Origin of the sequence: Streptomyces sp. TLI_105 (assembly GCF_900105415.1) — a bacterium.
GTDB lineage: Bacteria > Actinomycetota > Actinomycetes > Streptomycetales > Streptomycetaceae > Streptomyces.
In genome coordinates this window covers 112446-130315 of the sequence record NZ_FNSM01000001.1, presented here as the reverse complement: position 1 = coordinate 130315, position 17870 = coordinate 112446, and the positions used below count along the sequence as shown (strand labels likewise).

Sequence of the window (17870 nt, the reverse complement as noted above, 5' to 3'; positions counted from 1 at the left end):
CAGTACCCGGCAGTGAAGGCAGTGGCAGTACCCCCAGTGGTAAGTGATGGATCACCGAGGAAAGAACGGAGGAGCGAGGCGCCATCAGGATCGCCCGGACGGAAGTACTCAGTCCGGGTACCGCAGGACATCGTTAGTGAGGTGGTCTCCGGTCAAGCAACCGCGATCCCCGCACCCCCGGCAGCAGTCAGGTCGGGTCCGCGGACACAGAAAGCCGGCGCAGTATCAGGGTCGGCAGGTGGTGTAGTAGTTCCTTCGGGGCTCTGGTGTCGTACGGCACCAGAGCCCCTCAACATGTCCCAGAGAGGTGCAGATGACAGCAGACGACACACGCGGTCGTCTCGACGACGACGACTACCCCGCCCACACCATGGGTCGGGCCGCCGACATGCTCGGCACCACCCCCGCCTTCCTGCGCGCCCTGGGTGAACACCGCCTGATCACCCCGCTGCGCTCCGAGGGCGGCCACCGCCGCTACTCCCGCTACCAGCTGCGCCTCGCCGCCCGCGCCCGGGAACTCGTCGACCAGGGCACCACCCTCGAGGCCGCCTGCCGCATCATCGTCCTCGAGGGCCAGCTCGAAGAAGCGCAGCGCCTCAACGACCAGTACCGCCGGGCTGTCGAGAAGCCCGAATCGTCCAACCCCGTCTGAGGGCGGCAGCGCGCTCGCCGAGCACCAGTCGACGTTGCTTGTACGGACCGCTTTTGAACGTGCCGTCGCCTCCTGTGGTCACGGAGGGTGTAGGCGTGTAGCGTTCCTGTTAGCTGTCGTGGTTCGGATGTTCCCCTTGCCCACGCTCCAGGCGTGGGCTTTTTGCTGTGCTGTGCCGCAGGGACCAGGGCGATCACCTCCGCCTTCCGCATGGTGCGGGAGGCGTTCATCGACTGGAAGGCATGAGACATGGCTACGGGAACTGTGAAGTGGTTCAACGCGGAGAAGGGCTTCGGCTTCATCGCCCAGGACGGCGGCGGCCCGGACGTCTTCGCCCACTACTCGGCGATCAACTCCTCGGGCTTCCGTGAGCTCCAGGAGGGCCAGAGCGTGACGTTCGACGTCACCCAGGGCCAGAAGGGCCCCCAGGCGGAGAACATCACCCCCGCCTGACCCGCCCCTCCCGCAGGGGCGAAGAGCCCAGCGGCATAGCGCGTGGTGAACAGGTTCAGGGCCGTGCAGCCAATGGCTGCACGGCCCTGCCCTGTTGTTTGCATGGGCTGACTTGCCCAGTACTGATCCGAAACGGTTTGGGTTCTGGGTGAGCGAGCGAGCACGAAGAACCGCACTGACCCGCTGCCCCCCGGAGGGTCCGGCCGGTCAGCGCCGGGGGAGGTGCTCGTAGTGGAGCAGACGGCTGCGAACGGCCTTCGCGTTCCCGGCCTGTGCGGCCCCGGAAACGAGCAGGCCCACGTGCAAGAAGAAGACCCTTTTCGTGATCATCGCCCAGTCCATGGTGACGACCCTTGCCCAGACCCTTCCGGTCGCCGCGCTCACCACGGTCGTCGCCGGCTACTTCCCGGCGGGCCCGCTCGACCACCGAATGTGAGACAGGGCCGTTGAATTGACACACTCACCGCCCTGACAGCCCTTCGGGCACTCCGGCTCGCCACGTCTCACGGTCATCCCCAGGAAGAGTTGCGTCGGACTTTCAGCGGGTGATCGAGATTGCGAAAGGCGCGAATCCGCTGGATCGGATCACGTGTGGCACGAACAGGATCGCGGCTTCGGCGGCCCGCGCGGTCTCGATCCCGCCGAGGTCCGTGATCCACTCCTGGTGCCAGCCGAGGTCGGCGAGAAGCCCGCGTACGACCTGCTTGGCCTCCGGGCTCTTGCCGGAGAGGAAAGCGGTCGGCGTCTGGGTGAGCGCGGCGGGCGCGGTCATCACCGTGTAGAGCATCGTGTTGAGCGTCTTGACGACGCGCGTGTCGGGGAGCGCTTCTTGGAGTTGCTCCGCGAGGCTTGAGCCGGGGTAGAGCAGGTCGGCCGGCAGTCCGTCCGGTCCGTCGACGGTGGCGTTGGAGACGTCTACCAGAATCTTGCCCTGCAGTTCCTCGCGCAGCGCGATGAGCCGCTCCAGCGAGCCGGCGCCCGGGGTGGCGTTGATGACGATCCGCGCTGTCCGGGCGGCGTCGGCGGCAGAGCCTGGTGAGCGGTCCGCCACGGTCACCTCGTGCCCGGCCCGGGTGAGGGCTGGGGCCAGGCTGCCGCCGACGCGGCCGTTTCCGAGAACGGCGATCATGGTCATGCTGATGTGGTCCTTTCGGTGCTTGTGGTTCTCGTGGGAGTCAGCGGGAGAGCGTGGTGACGGCTTCGGTGTGCACGCCGGGCGCGGCGGCCAGGAAGCTCTCGCTCTCCGGGGTCCAGGGGCGGCCCTCGGCGTCGGATATCTGCCCGCCGGCCTCGGCGACGAGCAGCGCCCCGGGAAGCAGGTCCGCGCGGGCCCCGGCGAACTGCCAGAAGGCGTCGATCCGGCCGGCGGCCACGTTCAGCAGGTGCAGGGTGGCGGGCACGGATGTCCGTACCACGAGCGCATCGAAGAGCATCGCGGTGATCGAGGAGCCGATGCGCCGCACGACCTTCTCGTCCTCGTCCGGCCTGGCCTGGCTCGTGGCCACGAGGCTCAGGCCGAGGTCCGAGGTCTGGGACACGTGCAGCGGGCGGCCGTCGAGGTGGGCGCCGGCGCCGGCGAGTGCGGTGTAGGTCTCACCGGTCAACGGCAGGTGGACTGCGGTGAGCACCGGCTGGTTGTCGCGCACGAGGGTGGCGGTCACCGCCCACTCCGGCAGGGCGTGCAGGTGGTTGACGTTGCCTTCGGCCGGATCCAGGACCCACCATTCGCCGGGGGGCAGGGCCCCGCCCGCGAGTTCGTCCTCCACCAGGCGGGCGTCCGGGCGCAGGAGGGCGAGGCGGGGGCGCAGGACGTCGAGGGCCGCGTCGTCGTTGGCGGCGAGCGCGCGCATCAGCTCTTCGCGGGTCTGGTAACGGACCACGTCGCCGAACCGCTCCCGCAGCGCCGAAGCCGCCTCGCGCACGGCGATCGCGGTCTGCGCGAGCAGGTCGGCGTCGGACGCGGAGCCGGCGGTTGCGGCAATTCCGGTGGGCTGAATCGACTCGGGCATGACGGTGCTCCGATCTGAGGAGGGGGGTGGTGAGGCGGACCAGGCGAAAACCGTGTTCTTCTGCGCCCGCATCTCGAAGGTAGGAGGGCCCGTCATTAACTTCAAGTGCATGTAAAGCACGTCTAGGATGAGTCTCATGCAATTGGATTTGAACCTGCTCGCTGCGCTCGATGCGCTCCTGGAGGAAGGCAGCGTGGCCGGAGCTGCTGAGCGCCTACACGTCACCGCCCCCGCGATGAGCCGAAGCCTCGGCCGGATCCGGCGCACGACGGGGGATCAGATCCTGGTGCGTACCGGGCGCACGATGACCCCGACGCCGTACGCGATCGCCGTCCGGGAACAGGTGCACGAACTGCTGCAGCAGGTCCAGGCCGTGCTGGCACCGAGCCGCGAACTCGACCTCACGACGCTCGAGCGCACCTTCACACTCCGCTGGCACGATTCACTCGTCGCCCTCAGTGGCCCCGCGCTTCTCGAGGCCGTACGCAAGCAGGCGCCGGGCGTGCGTCTGCGCTTCATCGCGGAATCGAGCATCGACACCCCCGAGCTGCGTCGCGGCGAGGTCGACCTGGAGGCGAACGCGAACCGCCCGACCGCACCCGACATTCGCGCCGACCGGGTGGCTGAGACCCAGCACGTCATCGTCGTGCGGCGGGGGCACCCGCTCACCCGAGTCAAGGCCGTCACCGCTGCGCGGTACGCCGCGGCCGAGCACATCACCGTCTCGCGGCGCGGAAGGCTCGGCAACGCCCTCGACGACGCTCTCGCGCGGCTCGGCCTCACCCGACGGGTAGTGGCGACCGCGCCCACAGAAGGGGCCGCGCTCGAGTTTGTGCGCGGCTCCGACCTCCTCGTCACAGCCCCCGAATCGACGACGCGTTCAGCGGCCACGGTTCTCGGCCTGACCCTGCTCCCACTGCCGTTCGAACTGCCGTCGGCCGCGGTGTACCTGTCATGGCATCAGCGCTACGGCACCGACCCCGCCCACGTCTGGCTACGCGATCTGGCGCGGACCGCGTTGGCACCCCGACGTGACCCACACCTTTAAAGATCTCTGACGAGCTCGTGCATGGTGGGTGGGGAGACGTCGAGCCTTTGGTGGTTGATCATGGTCGGGTGGTGGGGAACGTGACTCGTGCAGTGGTTGGGCGCCCTCCCGTCCTGACAAGGCCCGGGAGACGAAGGACCCGCGGTCTCGTGACCGAGCTCAGAAGTGGCTCAAGTCCCTTGCCGGACCGGCGCCCCGGAGCCACGATCGGATCCGCCATCGACCAATGGCGCGAGACATCAGGGGGACACGAGCATGAAGATCACGAAGACCGGCCTCTCCGCGTGCGCCGTCGCCGCGCTGCTCGCCGGCACGGTCGCCTGCACGAACGAGGGCGACGGCGCGGGCGAGCAGGCCACGCGGACGACCGGCGCGGTCTGCGCGAACGGCACGTACACCTGGTCCGACGTCGACGTGCGGGACGTGCTGACCGGCGTCACCGAGAAGCAGCAGCTGGGCAAGGGAGGCGGCGGGCTGACGGACGAGCCGGCGCCGCTCCACGTCCCGGTCACCGCCGTCACCTTCGAGAAGGGCCCCCGGGTGGACGCGGGGGCCGTGCTCCGCTCGCTGGCGGTCCGCGTCGGGGAAGCGGACGCGGCCGAAGGCGACGGCCACGGCTTCGCCGACGTCCACAGGCCCGCACCGGGGTTCCGATCCGACGTCACAACCGTCGACGGCGCCGGAACCTTCGTGGAGTACGCCTGGGTACGCGAAGTCGGCGCCGACTTCCAGTACTCCTGCGGCGACGGCAGGCGGGCGGCGGGCCACGCGGTCGGCTGGACCGTCGACGGTTCGGGCGTCCTGGAGTGCTCCACCCCGATCACGAACGCGAAGGCAGGGGAAGTGGCCCTGGAGGCGGCCCGTCTTTCCTGCGGACCCGACTCCCTTGCCGCCAGGGCGAAGAAGGCCTAGTGATCTGAGTCGGAGATTCGTCGTCGGTTGGGCATGAGTCGTCCGGGTCCGAAGATTCCGCCGTTGTCGGTCACTGACGCCCAGTGGGCGGTGCTGGAAGGCTGGTTACGTCGCCGGACGACGGCCCAGGCTCTGGCCCAGAGGTCGCGGATCGTGCTGGAGTGCGCCAAGGGCCACTCGATCATGGAAGTGTCCCGTCGGCTGCGGATCACTCCGGACACGGTCCGCACCTGGCGGCGGCGTTTCCTCGAACGCGGCCTGGACGGCTTGTGCGACGAACCGCGGCCCGGCGTCCCGCGGAAGATCACCGATGCCGACGTCGAGCGGGTCATCGTCAAGACCCTCGAGGAGACGCCGAAGAACGCCACCCACTGGTCGACGAGGTCGATGGCCGCGGCGACGGGCATGTCGCAGTCGACCATCTCGCGGATCTGGCGGGCCTTCGCGCTGGCGCCGCACCGGTCGCAGACGTTCAAGCTGTCCACGGATCCGTTGTTCATCGACAAGGTCCGCGACGTCGTCGGTCTGTATCTCGACCCGCCGGAGAAGGCTCTGGTGCTGTGTGTGGACGAGAAGTCGCAGATCCAGGCCCTGGACCGGTCCCAGCCGGTCCTGCCGATGATGCCCGGGGTGCCCGAACGCCGCAGCCACGACTACCTCCGGGCCGGCACGACCACCCTGTTCGCCGCCCGCGAGGTCGCCACCGGCAAGGTGATCGGCTCCCCGCACCGCCGCCACCGGGCAGCGGAGTTCAAGAGATTCCTGGCCAAACTCGACAAGGAAGTCTTCGACGGCCTCGACGTCCACCTCATCGTGGACAACTACGCGACCCACGAGACACCCGGCATCAAGCGGTGGCTGCTGGGGCATCCCCGGTTTCATCTGCACTTCACGCCGACCAGCGCGTCCTGGCTGAACCTGGTCGAGCGGTGGTTCGCCGAACTCACGCAGAAGAAGCTCAAGCGCGGCGTCCACCGCTCCGTCCAGGCCCTCGAACGCGACATCCGGGCCTGGCTCGCCGACTGGAACGAGCGCCCCAGACCCTTCGCCTGGACCAAGATCGCAGACGAGATCCTCGACAAAGTCGCCGCCTACTGCCGACGAATCTCTGACTCAGATCACTAGGGTGTCTTGCCGATCAGGCCGGGATCGCCCGGCACCGCGCCGCGGGCCCCGTCAGTTGGGAAAGGAGAAGTAGAGGGCCTCGCTGTAGAAGGACGCGAAGTGCCTCTCCCAGTCGGCTCGGACCGAGGCCAGCCAGTCGTCGTTCTGGCCGATGATCGCCGCCTCGGCCTTGGCGACGGCGTCGGGGATGTCCTCGGACGCCAGACGCCGCACGCTCGCTGCCGGATCGTCGCCCGTCATGGAGACGATCTCCCCGGTCTCGAGGACGAAGTACTTCGCCTGCTGCTTCTCGAGGTGGGCTGTGGTCTTGGCGACGCATTCGGCGAACTCGGCGTCACCTTCCAGGCCCTTGCCGACCGCGCGCAGGAGGTCGCGGAGCAGGGCCGCCCCGCCGGCGTAGTCCGCGGCGATGCCGATCGGAGGGTTCCAGATCATGGACGGGACGATCGTCGTTCCGCGCCCCACCATGAGCTTGTGCGCGAGCGGGATGTCCCAGTTGTGCTCGGATATGCATCGGATCCGCTGGGGGATCTCTGCCTCGTTCGGCATCGAGTCTGCGGAGTAGAGATACGAACGGTTTGCCATGGTGGTGACGCTAGCAGCGGGGACCGACAATGCCGGCGCCGTCGGACTCCTCCCGTGCGGTCAGAACGCGCGGGAGGCCTCGGCCGGGGCGGGGTGGGGGCCGGCCCGCTCCCGGTGCTGCAACTGGTGGGCGGTGCCCCCAGGGGCCGTGCATCGCGAGGCGGAGGACCCGCCCCAGTACTCGGTCGGCGTACTTGGATGGCCCGACAACGCGGCGAGGCGTGGTGCCGGGTCGGCACGATCCGGAAGAGACGGCCTGGCCGACCAGGCCACCGACGAACAGATCAGCGCCGTACGGCTGGCGCAGGCGTCCGTGCCCGGCGCCTGCGCGCCGACGTCAAGGTCGCCGAACGCCTGCGTCGCCAGCGCTTCGCCCCCATCACCAGCGTGGAGCCCGCCCAGCAGCTGGGAACCTTCGCAGCCGCCCAGGCCGAACGAGAACTCGCCGCCGCAGTGGCTCTCCTCGGTTTCGCCACAACCACGAGGGAGCCTGGGCCAAGACCGTGACTGGTCTGCCGCCGCTTGCGCCGTTCGCGTATCGCCGCAGTGTCTCGGACGGGGGAGACGGATCTTCTCCAACACGGTCTTGAACACGGTCTTGAAATGGGCGCAGTCCGTCCGCTGCGGGTCTGGTCCGGCACATCCCCCTCGCCCTCGGGCTGATACTGCTCGGGGTAGAGGAGCCACGGCTCGCCGTACGTGGGCAGGGCAGGTTGCGGGTGGGCTGAGGACCTTGTCCCCCAGCGAGTGGGCGGGAATCATGACCGCGTGCAACACCGAAAAAACTTCACGAACTGCTCCCATGCGCCGGACTCACGATCGTCGAGGAGACGCGCCCGGCCAGCCTGTTCCCGCCGGAGGCCGGCTGGCGAATTGCGCGGGGGATCGCGGCGCCGGAGGGAGCGGCCCGCGAAGCGCTCGACGCCTCGTGGTGGCGCCGCCTCGCAGATGCCGACGGCGAGTTCCTGGTGGCCGTCCTGGGGCATCGGATCGGCGGCAACGACTCCTGGTGGACCCGGGTCCGCTACGCCGACGGTGGTGTGCCGGGGTTGACCGGAGACCCCGGGTTCGTGGCGCTCTCCCCCGACGGGCAGGTGCTTCTGGCGGAGGTGCCCGGTGCGGACGGGCCTCGGGTGACAGCCCTCGACCGACTGCCGGAGCGGTTGGAGGAGGCTGCCACGGCCGCCGGGCGCGAGACGGAGGAGGAGCGCGCTGAGGTGTGGGCAGCGGTGCCCGGCCGACATGCGTGGCCTCTGCACTGGGCGGAGGGGATTGGATCCAACCCAGCCGCACCGGACGAGCTGCTGATCCGACTGCTGGACGTAGAGGAGGGCTTCCTGCACGGATGCGACCGACCCGCCGTCCTCGACGCCGCCGTTTCGCACCCCGATCCACAGGTGCGGTCGAGGCCTGCCGACACCTTCCGGCCCAAGCTCACGTCCGATCAGTGGGTCCGTCTGGTCCGTGCCGAGCCGTCGCCGAGGCGGCGCGTGCTGTGGGCCGAGCGTGCCGGCATTTGGGGTGCCGAGCTCCCCGAGGACCTGTACGACGACCTCCTCGCCGGCCCGTCCCGCGCCTTGGCCGCCGAACTCCCCAAGCTCCCCGCCCGCTGCCTCCCCAGCCTCGCGGCCGACGCCGACCCCCGGGTGCGGGCGGCTGCCTGCGCCCGGTGGGAGGACCTTGCCGCGCCGCTGCGGGAGCGGCTGCTGGCCGACACTGACGACGTGGTGCGTACGGCGGCGCTGCTCGCCCACCACATCGGCACCCCCATGCCCCGAGAGGTCTTTGCCGTGCTGCCCGCGCCCCGGCCCGCGCTCGAAGGGTGCCGTCTCTCGCCCGAGCTGGAGGCCAAACTGGTCCGAGACGGGGACGCGGAGACACTCCGAGCACTGGCCGTCAACCCGCGGCTCAGCGCACACAGCGTCGCCGTCCTGGCAGAAGACCCACACGACGACATCCGCTCGGCGGTGGCACTGCGGCCCGACCTCAGCGAGGAGCAGCGTGCCGCGATGCGCTACGAATTCGACCCGACGTCGATGTCGCACACTCTGCCCTGGGTCGAGTGCCTGCACGGGGACGCAGATGCCATGCGTCGCCTCGCCGTATCGTCCCATCCGCTCATCCGGCGAAGCGTGGCCCGTGCCCGACATCTTCCACCAGACGTGGTGGAGCGCTTGGCGCGGGACGAAGACCGGACGGTCCGTCTGTTCCTCGCCGAATCGTGCGACGACGCGCCGGCCGAGATGCTGCTGGAGGTCTGGCGCTGGTGGGACGGCAGCTTCACCCACCCCGACCGCCCCCGCAAGCACCCCAACTTCCCACGTACGGGCCTGCTGAGCTACGCCGGCGACCCCAGCGGACGGATGCGCCGCCTGGCCCTGGACGATCCGGAGTCCACCTCTGTCGACGTCGCACGCTTCGCCCGCGACCCAGAAGCAGAGGTGCGCCGCCGCGCGGCCGAGGATTCCCGGCTGTCGCCGGCCGACGCGATACGGCTGCTGAACGACCCGGCGGCCCACGTCCGCGAGACCGTGATGCGCAATCCGCGGCTGCCGGCCCGCGTCCTTGCCGGGTTGCTGCACGATGCCGACACGGCACGCGCGGCGGTCGCCAATCCGGCGATCCCGGTCCCCGTTCTGTACCGCATCCTGGACGCAGCTGCGGTAGCCGTGGCAGCTTGGCGCTGAACACCGCCGACCCGCGGGGCGGCCGTGGCGACTGACCCTGAACTCCTGCACCTCCTGCGAATGGACGGTGAGGCGTATGTGCGCCGCTTTGCGACCGCTCTCCGCATGCGCCCACCGATAGTGTCCGGAGGACAACACCCCTCCTCTTGGCGGAGGCTGGAGCCCAGGGCCCCGGCGACCGCCCGGTCTCCAGCCGCGCGACGAGCGGGTCGCCCGCTCGGGCCGGAGCCCGGCGGTTGCTAGGACCCCGAACTTTTGGCCCACGCATCCAGTGCGTCGTCCTGGCGTCGGCGGATCCCGGCCAGCTCCAGTCCGTGCATGTCTGCGTCGTATGACCCCGCCCCCATGCCACTCCTCCTTTGTTGTTTCGGGTACGCCGGGCGACCCGGTTCGGTTTGCGCACCGGCACGGAAACCAGCACTGGCGTCTTCGCGGCGGCATGCGCGCGATCTGCCAGTCCGCCAGGGGTGCCGGCCTCGGCAACCAAGGCTCGGCCCGACTTCACAGCAGTGGTGCCAGAACCGCTTGAAGTGAACGAAGCCAACCTGCAAACCGGACACGACGGCGAGTGGCACTACGCCCTGGCGCAGACCGCGGGCGAAGACGAATGGTGGTTGCGCCGGCGGCCCGGGTTTCGCAAGCTGGTCGCCCTGCCGGGCTGCACCGCGCGCGACACCGAGAACACCCCGGCCGATCCGGAGCCGTGTCTGCTGTTCGCCGACCACGCCGGCCCCCCACCTTCGAGTTCGACTACTGGATCCGGCAGGACAGGCAGTGCCTACTCCTCCGGGCCCTGACCGTCGGGGACCTCAGCAAGGCCATCGCAGACCTGGACGACGACACAGCCATCCGGATCGGCGCGGTCACCACCGGCGTCCTCACCGACGTCGACTTCGAGGTGCTGTTCCAGTCGGTGACCGAAGCGGCCCTCCCGTACACGTCATCGGCGGACAGGTGGATCCGGCCCTGGTCCTGCTCATCGGCCTCAATTCCCTGCACCCCGGCGCCGCGAAGGACTGACCGAGCCAGCCGCCGCACGGAGACCGATCCGGCTGAGGGTTGCACGGGCCGGTCACGCCACTGACATGCGGCTTGACCGACGGCGGCGCACGGATTGGTCACACCGGTGCGGTGACCGGCGTGACCGGTGGAGGAAGACGTAGTGCGCAGTTTCGAGACGGGCGAGACGGGCGAGACGGTCGTACGGCGCGACGTGCACCGTACGGGCCGGGTGTGGAGAGAACAGGCGCTGCGGGTCCTCGCGGACACCGGCGAGGCGCTGGTGACCGCCTGCGCCCCCGGGGCGGAGGCCTGCCGGCCGCCCTGTACGCGAAGGCCCGCGACGACGGGGACCGCTCGGTGCGCACGGAGGCGTTCGACGCGATGGCGACCGGCCGGTGGGACCTCGCGGCCGCCGTGTGGCAGGAGACCGACCTGCTGCTGTGGAAGCCCCCGGCGGCCTGGTTCCGCATCAACGCTTTCTTCGTCCCCGACAGCGGCGGACGCCGGCCGCGGAACTGGTACGTCGACTTCGAGCACCCCACCCGCCGCACCGAGGCCGGGTTCGACACCTTCGACCTCACCATCGACATGCTCGTCGACCCCGACCTCGCCCGCTGGGAATGGAAGGACGAAGACGAATACGCCCACGTACGCCGCCTCGGCATCATCTCCGACATCGAGCACCAGGCCGTCGACGACGCCCGCGCCCAGGTGCTGACGATGCTTGCCGACCGCGCCGGTGTCTTCGCGTACGCGGAGCGGTGGGCGGCCTGGGCGTGGGAGCCGGCCTGGCCCACGCCGCGCCTGCCCCGGACCACGGCGACCGCGGAGAGGGTTGCACCGGAGGGTGGCTGAACCGTGGTCTGCACGGTTGCGCCCGGCGGGGGACCGGAGGTGTTGCCGGAGGCGGGAGCCCAGCAGATCGGACACTGCTTGTTGTCCCTGGTCAGCCCGGGTGGGCAAGCCTCCCCGCGACGACGCCTCTTTCCCACGCGATGGCCGTGGGGAAGAGGCCCCCTCCACTGCTGGGGCCGGCAGCGGACCGCGTTGTCAGTGCCTCCTGGAAGACTGACCGGTATGAACGGTGACGAGCAGCTGCTGCGCGGCCGGGTCTACGGCGCGGAGCACGACGACCCCGACCCGGGCCCGCGGCCGGAGCGGACCTACGCCGAACTCGTCGGCGGCCCGCTGGACGGTCTCCTGCTGGACATCCACGGGTGGCGGACCGAGGAGGTCGACGACGGCGTGGCCCTGACCACCGAGCTGTCCCGGTGGCCCGGCGGCCGCGCCCTGTACGACCCGCGACCGGGCGACCCGCGCGTGCCGGGCCCGGGCGTCGTCTGCCGCTTCTACTACACCGGCGACACCCCCTGAACTGCACGCCCCCGCGCCGACGAGAGGCAGACGAGGCGGTGGGCACGGCACCGAAGCAGCCGGTGCCGTCGCTCCCACCGCGAGCTCCTTGCGCTGCGGCAGGATGAGGGCCGTGAACACCACCGTCGCCGTACCCAGGACCGGGGCGGTCCTGCGGGCCCTGCGGCCGGGAAACCGCGCGATCGTCCGCGTGACGGACCTCGGCGTCGGCGGCCTGGCGGTCGTCGATGCCGCCGCCTTGAACCGGCCCCGGACCGTCCCGCTCTCCGCCGTGCACCCGTACGAGGTGCTCTACCGGAGCCGGCCTCCGCGATCAGGCTATGTCCCGATCCCCGAGAACGACTTCGTCCACCGCCTGCTCGACGCCGCGCTCTGCAAGGCGTTCGGCCAGGGCGACCCGTACGCGGTCGTCCACGTCCGCGCCCACCCCGACTGGGCCTCGGGCGGTGTCGTCCGTCTCGCCTACGAGCCCGAGCAGATCGGCGAGGCATGCGCGGCGGGGTACGGGGCAGAGCCGGCGCCGCAGCTCGTGTCCGGCTTCGAAGCCGCCCTCCGCTTCCGCCGCCAGGCCCGCCAGCACCTGTGCCCCGTGCTGGAGAAGCCGCCCCCGGGACCTGGAGGGCTGGGAACCGTGGTCCTGCGACCTGGAGCGCGGTCACACCGAGCCGCACCACAACATCGAGATGAACTCCTACTGGGCCGACGCCGTCGCCTCCGAACTCTGCGGCCTCTGGGTGGCCCGCGGGCCCGGACGCTCCCCGGGCGGCTGCACACTCCCGAGCGGCCATCCGCCCACTCAGAACCACCGTGTCACCCTCGACGAGTACCGCACCGGCTGTATCCCGCAGTGGTCCCCCATCCATGGACCTGACGGGCTGTCCGCACCCTCACCACCGGCTTCGGGCAGAAGGCCTTGGCTGCGGCCCGCTCCCTTGCCGGTCTGCTCGGCGATCTTCAGCGCGGTGCCGTGGGGGAGGTGGTCATCACTCACCGAGTGATGCCCCAACTGCCTTTACTCGTACCGTTGTTCGCGCTCGGAGACGCAAGCCAGTAGCCTGATTGAACGGAGTCCGTGAGGCTTGGGGGTGGTGAGTGCAGGCGCCTGCGACCGTCGTGCAGCTCGCTCTGCTCGTCCTTCTGGTGCTGCCCGGGGTCACCTATCAGTTCGTCCGGGAACGCCGCCGTGGGCCGGTGCCCGGTGAGCGTGATCTGGGTGAGCGGGTGCTGCGGGCGACCGTCGCGTCGATCGCGCTGGACGCCCTGTACGCCGTGGTGGCGGGGCCGGCGCTGGTTCGCCTGGCTCAAGGCACCGGCGGCTGGGACGGCTTCGCGGAGCGGCCGCGCGTGGTCGGCTTCGTCGCCGTGGTGCTGTTCCTCGTCGTGCCGGCCGTGGTGGCGGTCACCGTTTCCCTGGTGGATCGGCAGCGGCGCAAGGCTCGGTTCCTGCGCACGCCCAGCGCCTGGGACCACGCGTTCCGCGACCGCGAAGCGTGCTTCGTGCGCGTGCGGCTCAAGGACGGCAACTGGGCGGGCGGCTGGTACGGCCACCGGTCGTACGCCTCCTCGTACCCCCACCCGGCCGAGCTGTACCTCGAATCGGCGCGCGTGATGGGTGCCGACGGGTCGTTCGGCGCGCGCGTGCACGGAACGGCGGGCCTGCTGCTGCGGGCGGAAGACTTCGACGTGCTGGAGTTCGTCGGACCCGGAGAACCGGCGACTGTGCCGGGGGAGGAGCGATGATGGCGCAGGAACCCGAGCTCTCGCCCGAAGAGGCGGCGCTGCTGCAGGAGGCCACGGAACGCGGCTACACCCCGAAACGCACGGTCGCCGAGCCGGACGAGGCGCCCGGCGGCCCGGCCGGCACCTCGAACGGCAACGAGGACTGACGCGTGGGTGGCGGCCCCGCGAACGGCCTGGCCGAGCGGTTCCGGGAGGCGTTCCACGTGGCCCGGCACAGCGCGGACCCCGCGTCGGTCGAGAAGGCGATCGACCTCGGCCGTGCCCTGCTGGCCGCCGAGGACGTGGCCGAGCGTCGCTCGGTCCTGTCGAATCTCGGAGGCCTGCTGCAGACCCGCTATCACCAGACCGGCGACTTCGCGTTCCTGCAGGAAGCCGTCCAGGCAGTCACGGAGGCCTACCTCCTGGCATACGAAAGCCCGGAGGATTCGGCGGGCTACGCCAACAACATCGGTATGCTGCTGCACACCGCGTTCCAGCGGAACCAGGACCGCGAAACCCTGGCCGACGCGCTGGACTGGAGCCGGACGGCCGTCGACGAGGCACCGTCCACGGAGAAGGCGTTCTACCTGGATAACCTCGTCGTCGCGCTGCGGACGGCGTTCACCGTGACGGAAGACCTCGTCCACCTGGCGGAAGCCGCCGAGCACGCGCGGACCGCCGTCGCATGCTCCCCCGATGGCGTGTCCACCGCCAGGAGTCTGCACTACCTCGCCGTCGTCCTGCGCGACTGGTCCCATGAGACCGGGGAGACCGGCGTCGTGGAGGAAGCCGTCGACGCCGCGTGGCGAGCGGTGGAGCTCACGCCGGCCGGTTCGCCCGACGTGCTCGACCGGTTGAAGAACCTCGCGTACCTTCTCGACGACCGCTACCGGGCTCACGGAGCGCGGGATGATCTGGCCGAACTGCTCCGGGTCCGGCAGACGCTGGTGGCCCACACCCCGGTCACCGATCCACGGCACTCGCAGAACCTCTTCGAGCTGACGATGACGGAACGAGACTGGGCCGCGCTCACCGGCGAGCGCCCGAAAACGAACAGTGGCTGGGAACGCGCCGATACCCAAGCCGAAGCGTGCGGCCGGTACGCCGCCGAGTTCAAGCAGACCCGGGACCCGGCCCTGCTCGACCGGGCGATCGAACTCGGGCGTTCGGTGGCGGCGGCGACCCCCGCAGGGCACCCCCGCCGGGGCGTGCGGCTGGACCACTTCGCCACGGCGCTGGCCACCCGGGGCGAAGAGTTCGGAGACCACGCCGCGCTCGCGGAGGCCATCAGCATCGAGCGGGAGGCGGTCGCGTGCACGCCGGCGGGCCATCCGCTGCGGGTCCAGTTCATGGGCAACCTCGCCGTCAACCTGAACGCGTTGTTCCACGCGACCGGAGACCTGGCCCACGTCATGGACGCGATCGACGTCGCCCGCCGTGCCGCCGAGGCCACGGCCGGGCAGGGCGACCACCCGCGTTCGCTCGGGATCCTCGCCGTCGTGCTGCACAACCGGTTCCGGGTGACCGGCGAGCTGCAGGTGTTGTCGGAGGCGGTCGACCGTGCGCGGGAGTCCGTCCGCCTCGGCGCGAGCCTGGTCGCCGGGCAGGCCCAGCGGCTCTCCAACCTCGGCGCCATGCTGTCCGACTGGTTCATGAGGACGGGCGAGGCGAGCGTGCTCGACGAGGCGATCGCCGCGCACCGCGCGGCCGCGGAGGTGACGGCGGACGACGACCCGGACCGGGCCGGGCGGCTCGCCAATCTCGGCGGTGTGCTGGGGATGGCGTACGAGAAGTTCGGCGACCGGAACGCGTTGCAGGACGCGATCGCCGCGCGCCGCGCGTCCGTGGCCGCGACTCCGCAGGACAGCCCGCACTGGCCCGGGTACACCGCGAACCTGGCCGCCGCGCTCGGCGACTGGTGCACGAACCCCGTCGCACCCGCCGTCGCGCGACGGGAGCCGCCGGATCCGCAACTCCTCGCCGAGGCGATCGGCCTGGCCCGGAGTGCGGCGCGGAGACCCGGACAGGACGCCTATTCCCGGGCGGGTTTGCTGACCCGCGTCGCCAACGTCCTGGCCCTCGGCTTCCGGCACCTCGGCGACGGCGACGCGCTGACCGAGGCGCTCGACTGCTACCGGGAGGCCGCGGCGTCTGCCGGATCGCCGACGGAGAGCCGGGCGGAAGCGGCGGACCGGTGGGGCGATCTGGCCGCCGAGGCCGGGCAGTTCGACGTGGCCGCCGAGGGGTACGCCGCCGCGGTCCGGCTGCTGCCCCGGCTCGCCGGACGCCGCCTGGGCCGCGAGGACGCCCAGTACTGGCTCGGCCGGTTCGCCGGGGTCGCCGCCGACGCGGCCGCGTGCGCGCTGGCCGCCGGCGACGAGGTGAGCGCGGTGACCCTGCTCGAATCCGGACGTTGCGTGCTCGCCGCCCAGGCACTCGACAGCCGCGGCGATCTTTCCGACCTGCGCGAGCGGGCGCCCGAGCTGGCCGAACGCTTCCGGACGCTCACCGCGGAGTTCGAAACCGACACCACGAGCGACCGCGTGGCCCTCGCCGACGAGCTCGACGCGGTGACCGACCGGATCCGCGCGCTGCCCGGGATGGAGCGGTTCCTACGGCCCCCGCTGCTCACCGACCTCACCGCGCAGGCGCACGAGGGCCCGATCGTGTACGTCAACGTCAGCCGGCACCGGTGTGACGCGCTGATCATCACTCCGGACGGGGTCCGGTCACGCGTGCTGGACCGGCTGAGCGAAGAGACCGTGAGTCACCGCGTACGCGCTCTGCACACCGCGTTCACGGAGGGGCGGCTGGCCGCCGAGCAGACGATCCATGACACGCTCGAGTGGCTGTGGGACACCGTCGTGGACCCTGTGCTCGGCGAACTGGGCCTGACGGCGGAACCGGCGGCGGACGGGCCGTGGCCAAGGATCTGGTGGGCCCCGGTCGGGCCGCTCAGCCTGCTCCCCCTGCACGCGGCGGGCCACCACCGCGACGGCGGACCTGTGCTCCTCGACCGCGTCATCTCCTCGACGACGCCGACGATCCGCGCTCTGGGCCACGCCCGCGCGGGCCGCCGCGACGACCGGAACGAGCCGCGGCTGCTGGTGGTCGCGATGCCGCACACTCCGGACGCCCCGGACCTGCCTGGCGCACAGGCCGAAGCCGACCACCTGGCCGCTCTCGTACCCGGCGCCACGGTCCTGGTCGGCGCGGACGCGACTCGTGACGCCGTTCTCGACGCCTTGCCGGCCAGTGGCTGGGCGCACTTCGCCTGCCACGGGTACAGCGACCCGGACAACCCTTCGGACAGCCACCTCGCGCTGCACGACCACGACCGCGCGCCCTTTCGGGTGCTGGACCTTTCCCGGCTGCGCCTGCGGAACGCGGAGTTCGCGTTCCTGTCGGCCTGCGACACGGCCCGCACCACCGCGCGCCTGTCCGACGAGGCGATCCACCCGTTGGCGGCTTTTCAGATAGCCGGGTTCTCCCAGGTGGTCGGTACGCTCTGGCGCGTCGACGACGTCGTGGCACCAGCCTTCAGCCAGCAGATCTACGGCGAGTTGATCGCGGATCGATCCGGTGCGTTGTGCGCGTCGGCGGCGGTCCATCGCGCGGTCAGGCAGCTCAGGACGAAGTATCCGAACCTGCCGTCGGTGTGGGCCGCACACGTCCACGCAGGCGCCTGATTACGCACACTCCGTTGCATCGGAGGTTGAGCCGCAGCCGACTCGGCCAACTGTGTCGGTAGCTGTCACCGGCATCCGCTCATGGCTCCCCTTTGTGCCAAGCCGTAGGCTCATCAGAGAAAGAACTCGATTAGGTGACGCTCGCCTTCCACACCGATAAAACCATCCTCTAGAACCATCCTCCTGGACAACGAAAGCGCGGCGACCGAGGCGATTCGGCATGTACTAACGGGGCAGTGGCTTCGAGATGTCTGACGTCTCGACTGCTGCGGCCGGAGGCCTCGTTGGTTTCTATCCTGCCGCACTCAGCGTGGCTCACGCCCCTCCGGCTCAGCCCCGCCCACACCGCCCGCCGCGCCACACCCGCCCACCGCCGCTGCGCCGCAGTCACCTCAGGCAGATGCCGCACGTCCAGATGCTCCAGGGCCGGGGCGGCATCCGCGTCCAGCAGTCACTTCCCGTGGCACCACCCCCACCCCCGTCCCTGACATGCCGCGTCTCGTTGCCCGTTCTCGGAGGCAACGGACAACTCCTACCGGTGGCCCTGCACCGCGGGGAGGGCGGAGGCATGCAGACCACACTCCTGGACGGGACCGGTCCCGTCGCCGCCGTCAT

General features: G+C 70.6%; 16 protein-coding genes. 12 read left to right on the top strand and 4 right to left on the bottom strand.

What is annotated here, in order from left to right; translation table 11 throughout:
- The first annotated feature begins 313 nt into the window (after positions 1 to 313).
- Together BLW86_RS00640 and BLW86_RS00635 are read left to right on the top strand one after the other, a co-directional pair.
- Entirely contained in the window at positions 314 to 652 is a 339-nt protein-coding gene (locus tag BLW86_RS00640; RefSeq protein WP_093872187.1) for a MerR family transcriptional regulator, read from the top strand.
- A gap of 249 nt (positions 653 to 901) precedes the next feature.
- Positions 902 to 1105: a cold-shock protein gene (locus BLW86_RS00635; protein WP_093872186.1), complete on the top strand. Its 204-nt coding sequence runs from the start codon at positions 902 to 904 to the stop codon at positions 1103 to 1105.
- A gap of 538 nt (positions 1106 to 1643) precedes the next feature.
- On the opposite strand, the gene BLW86_RS00630 is transcribed toward BLW86_RS00635, so the two are convergent.
- Positions 1644 to 2240, bottom strand: a complete 597-nt coding sequence (locus BLW86_RS00630) for an NADPH-dependent F420 reductase (RefSeq protein ID WP_093872185.1) — start codon at positions 2238 to 2240, stop codon at positions 1644 to 1646.
- Positions 2241 to 2280: 40 nt separating this feature from the next.
- Positions 2281 to 3114 carry an inositol monophosphatase family protein gene (locus BLW86_RS00625; RefSeq protein WP_093872184.1) on the bottom strand — a complete coding sequence of 278 codons (834 nt, stop codon included), beginning with the start codon at positions 3112 to 3114 and terminating at the stop codon, positions 2281 to 2283.
- A 136-nt stretch (positions 3115 to 3250) separates the two neighbouring features.
- On the opposite strand from BLW86_RS00625, the gene BLW86_RS00620 reads away from it, so the two are divergent.
- The 3 genes from BLW86_RS00620 to BLW86_RS00610 all read left to right on the top strand — a co-directional run bounded on the left by BLW86_RS00620 (position 3251) and on the right by BLW86_RS00610 (position 6199).
- On the top strand, positions 3251 to 4162 hold the full coding sequence (locus BLW86_RS00620; RefSeq protein ID WP_093872183.1) for a LysR family transcriptional regulator: 912 nt from the start codon (positions 3251 to 3253) through the stop codon (positions 4160 to 4162).
- A gap of 255 nt (positions 4163 to 4417) precedes the next feature.
- Entirely contained in the window at positions 4418 to 5074 is a 657-nt protein-coding gene (locus tag BLW86_RS00615) for a hypothetical protein (protein ID WP_093872182.1), read from the top strand.
- A 33-nt stretch (positions 5075 to 5107) separates the two neighbouring features.
- Positions 5108 to 6199 (top strand): IS630 family transposase, encoded by a 1092-nt coding sequence (locus BLW86_RS00610; protein ID WP_093872181.1) that lies wholly within the window; start codon positions 5108 to 5110, stop codon positions 6197 to 6199.
- Between the two features lie 51 nt (positions 6200 to 6250).
- On the opposite strand, the gene BLW86_RS00605 is transcribed toward BLW86_RS00610, so the two are convergent.
- Positions 6251 to 6784 (bottom strand): DUF7822 domain-containing protein, encoded by a 534-nt coding sequence (locus BLW86_RS00605; RefSeq protein WP_093872180.1) that lies wholly within the window; start codon positions 6782 to 6784, stop codon positions 6251 to 6253.
- Between the two features lie 968 nt (positions 6785 to 7752).
- On the opposite strand from BLW86_RS00605, the gene BLW86_RS00600 reads away from it, so the two are divergent.
- From BLW86_RS00600 to BLW86_RS00585, 4 genes are all read left to right on the top strand, one after another.
- The gene (locus BLW86_RS00600) at positions 7753 to 9471 is read left to right on the top strand and encodes a hypothetical protein (RefSeq protein WP_256341141.1); all 1719 of its coding nucleotides are present in this window, start codon (positions 7753 to 7755) and stop codon (positions 9469 to 9471) included.
- 530 nt (positions 9472 to 10001) lie between these two features.
- On the top strand, positions 10002 to 10268 hold the full coding sequence (locus tag BLW86_RS41405) for a hypothetical protein (RefSeq protein WP_143060193.1): 267 nt from the start codon (positions 10002 to 10004) through the stop codon (positions 10266 to 10268).
- A 562-nt stretch (positions 10269 to 10830) separates the two neighbouring features.
- Entirely contained in the window at positions 10831 to 11328 is a 498-nt protein-coding gene (locus tag BLW86_RS00590; RefSeq protein ID WP_256341140.1) for a DUF402 domain-containing protein, read from the top strand.
- 222 nt (positions 11329 to 11550) lie between these two features.
- Positions 11551 to 11847: a hypothetical protein gene (locus BLW86_RS00585; protein WP_093872177.1), complete on the top strand. Its 297-nt coding sequence runs from the start codon at positions 11551 to 11553 to the stop codon at positions 11845 to 11847.
- A 313-nt stretch (positions 11848 to 12160) separates the two neighbouring features.
- On the opposite strand, the gene BLW86_RS00580 is transcribed toward BLW86_RS00585, so the two are convergent.
- Complete coding sequence (locus tag BLW86_RS00580) at positions 12161 to 12427, bottom strand: hypothetical protein (protein WP_093872176.1); 267 nt, start codon at positions 12425 to 12427, stop codon at positions 12161 to 12163.
- A 533-nt stretch (positions 12428 to 12960) separates the two neighbouring features.
- Here BLW86_RS00580 and BLW86_RS00575 point away from each other — a divergent pair.
- Genes BLW86_RS00575 through BLW86_RS00570 form a run of 3 tightly spaced genes read left to right on the top strand, consistent with a single transcriptional unit; the run spans position 12961 to position 17255 of the window.
- The gene (locus tag BLW86_RS00575; protein ID WP_256341139.1) at positions 12961 to 13587 is read left to right on the top strand and encodes a DUF6338 family protein; all 627 of its coding nucleotides are present in this window, start codon (positions 12961 to 12963) and stop codon (positions 13585 to 13587) included.
- Positions 13587 to 13733 (top strand): hypothetical protein, encoded by a 147-nt coding sequence (locus tag BLW86_RS41780; RefSeq protein ID WP_177181473.1) that lies wholly within the window; start codon positions 13587 to 13589, stop codon positions 13731 to 13733. The genes BLW86_RS00575 and BLW86_RS41780 overlap by 1 nt, the downstream gene beginning before the upstream one ends.
- A 3-nt stretch (positions 13734 to 13736) precedes the next feature.
- Positions 13737 to 17255 carry a CHAT domain-containing protein gene (locus tag BLW86_RS00570; protein ID WP_093872174.1) on the top strand — a complete coding sequence of 1173 codons (3519 nt, stop codon included), beginning with the start codon at positions 13737 to 13739 and terminating at the stop codon, positions 17253 to 17255.
- Positions 17256 to 17870: the final 615 nt, after the last annotated feature.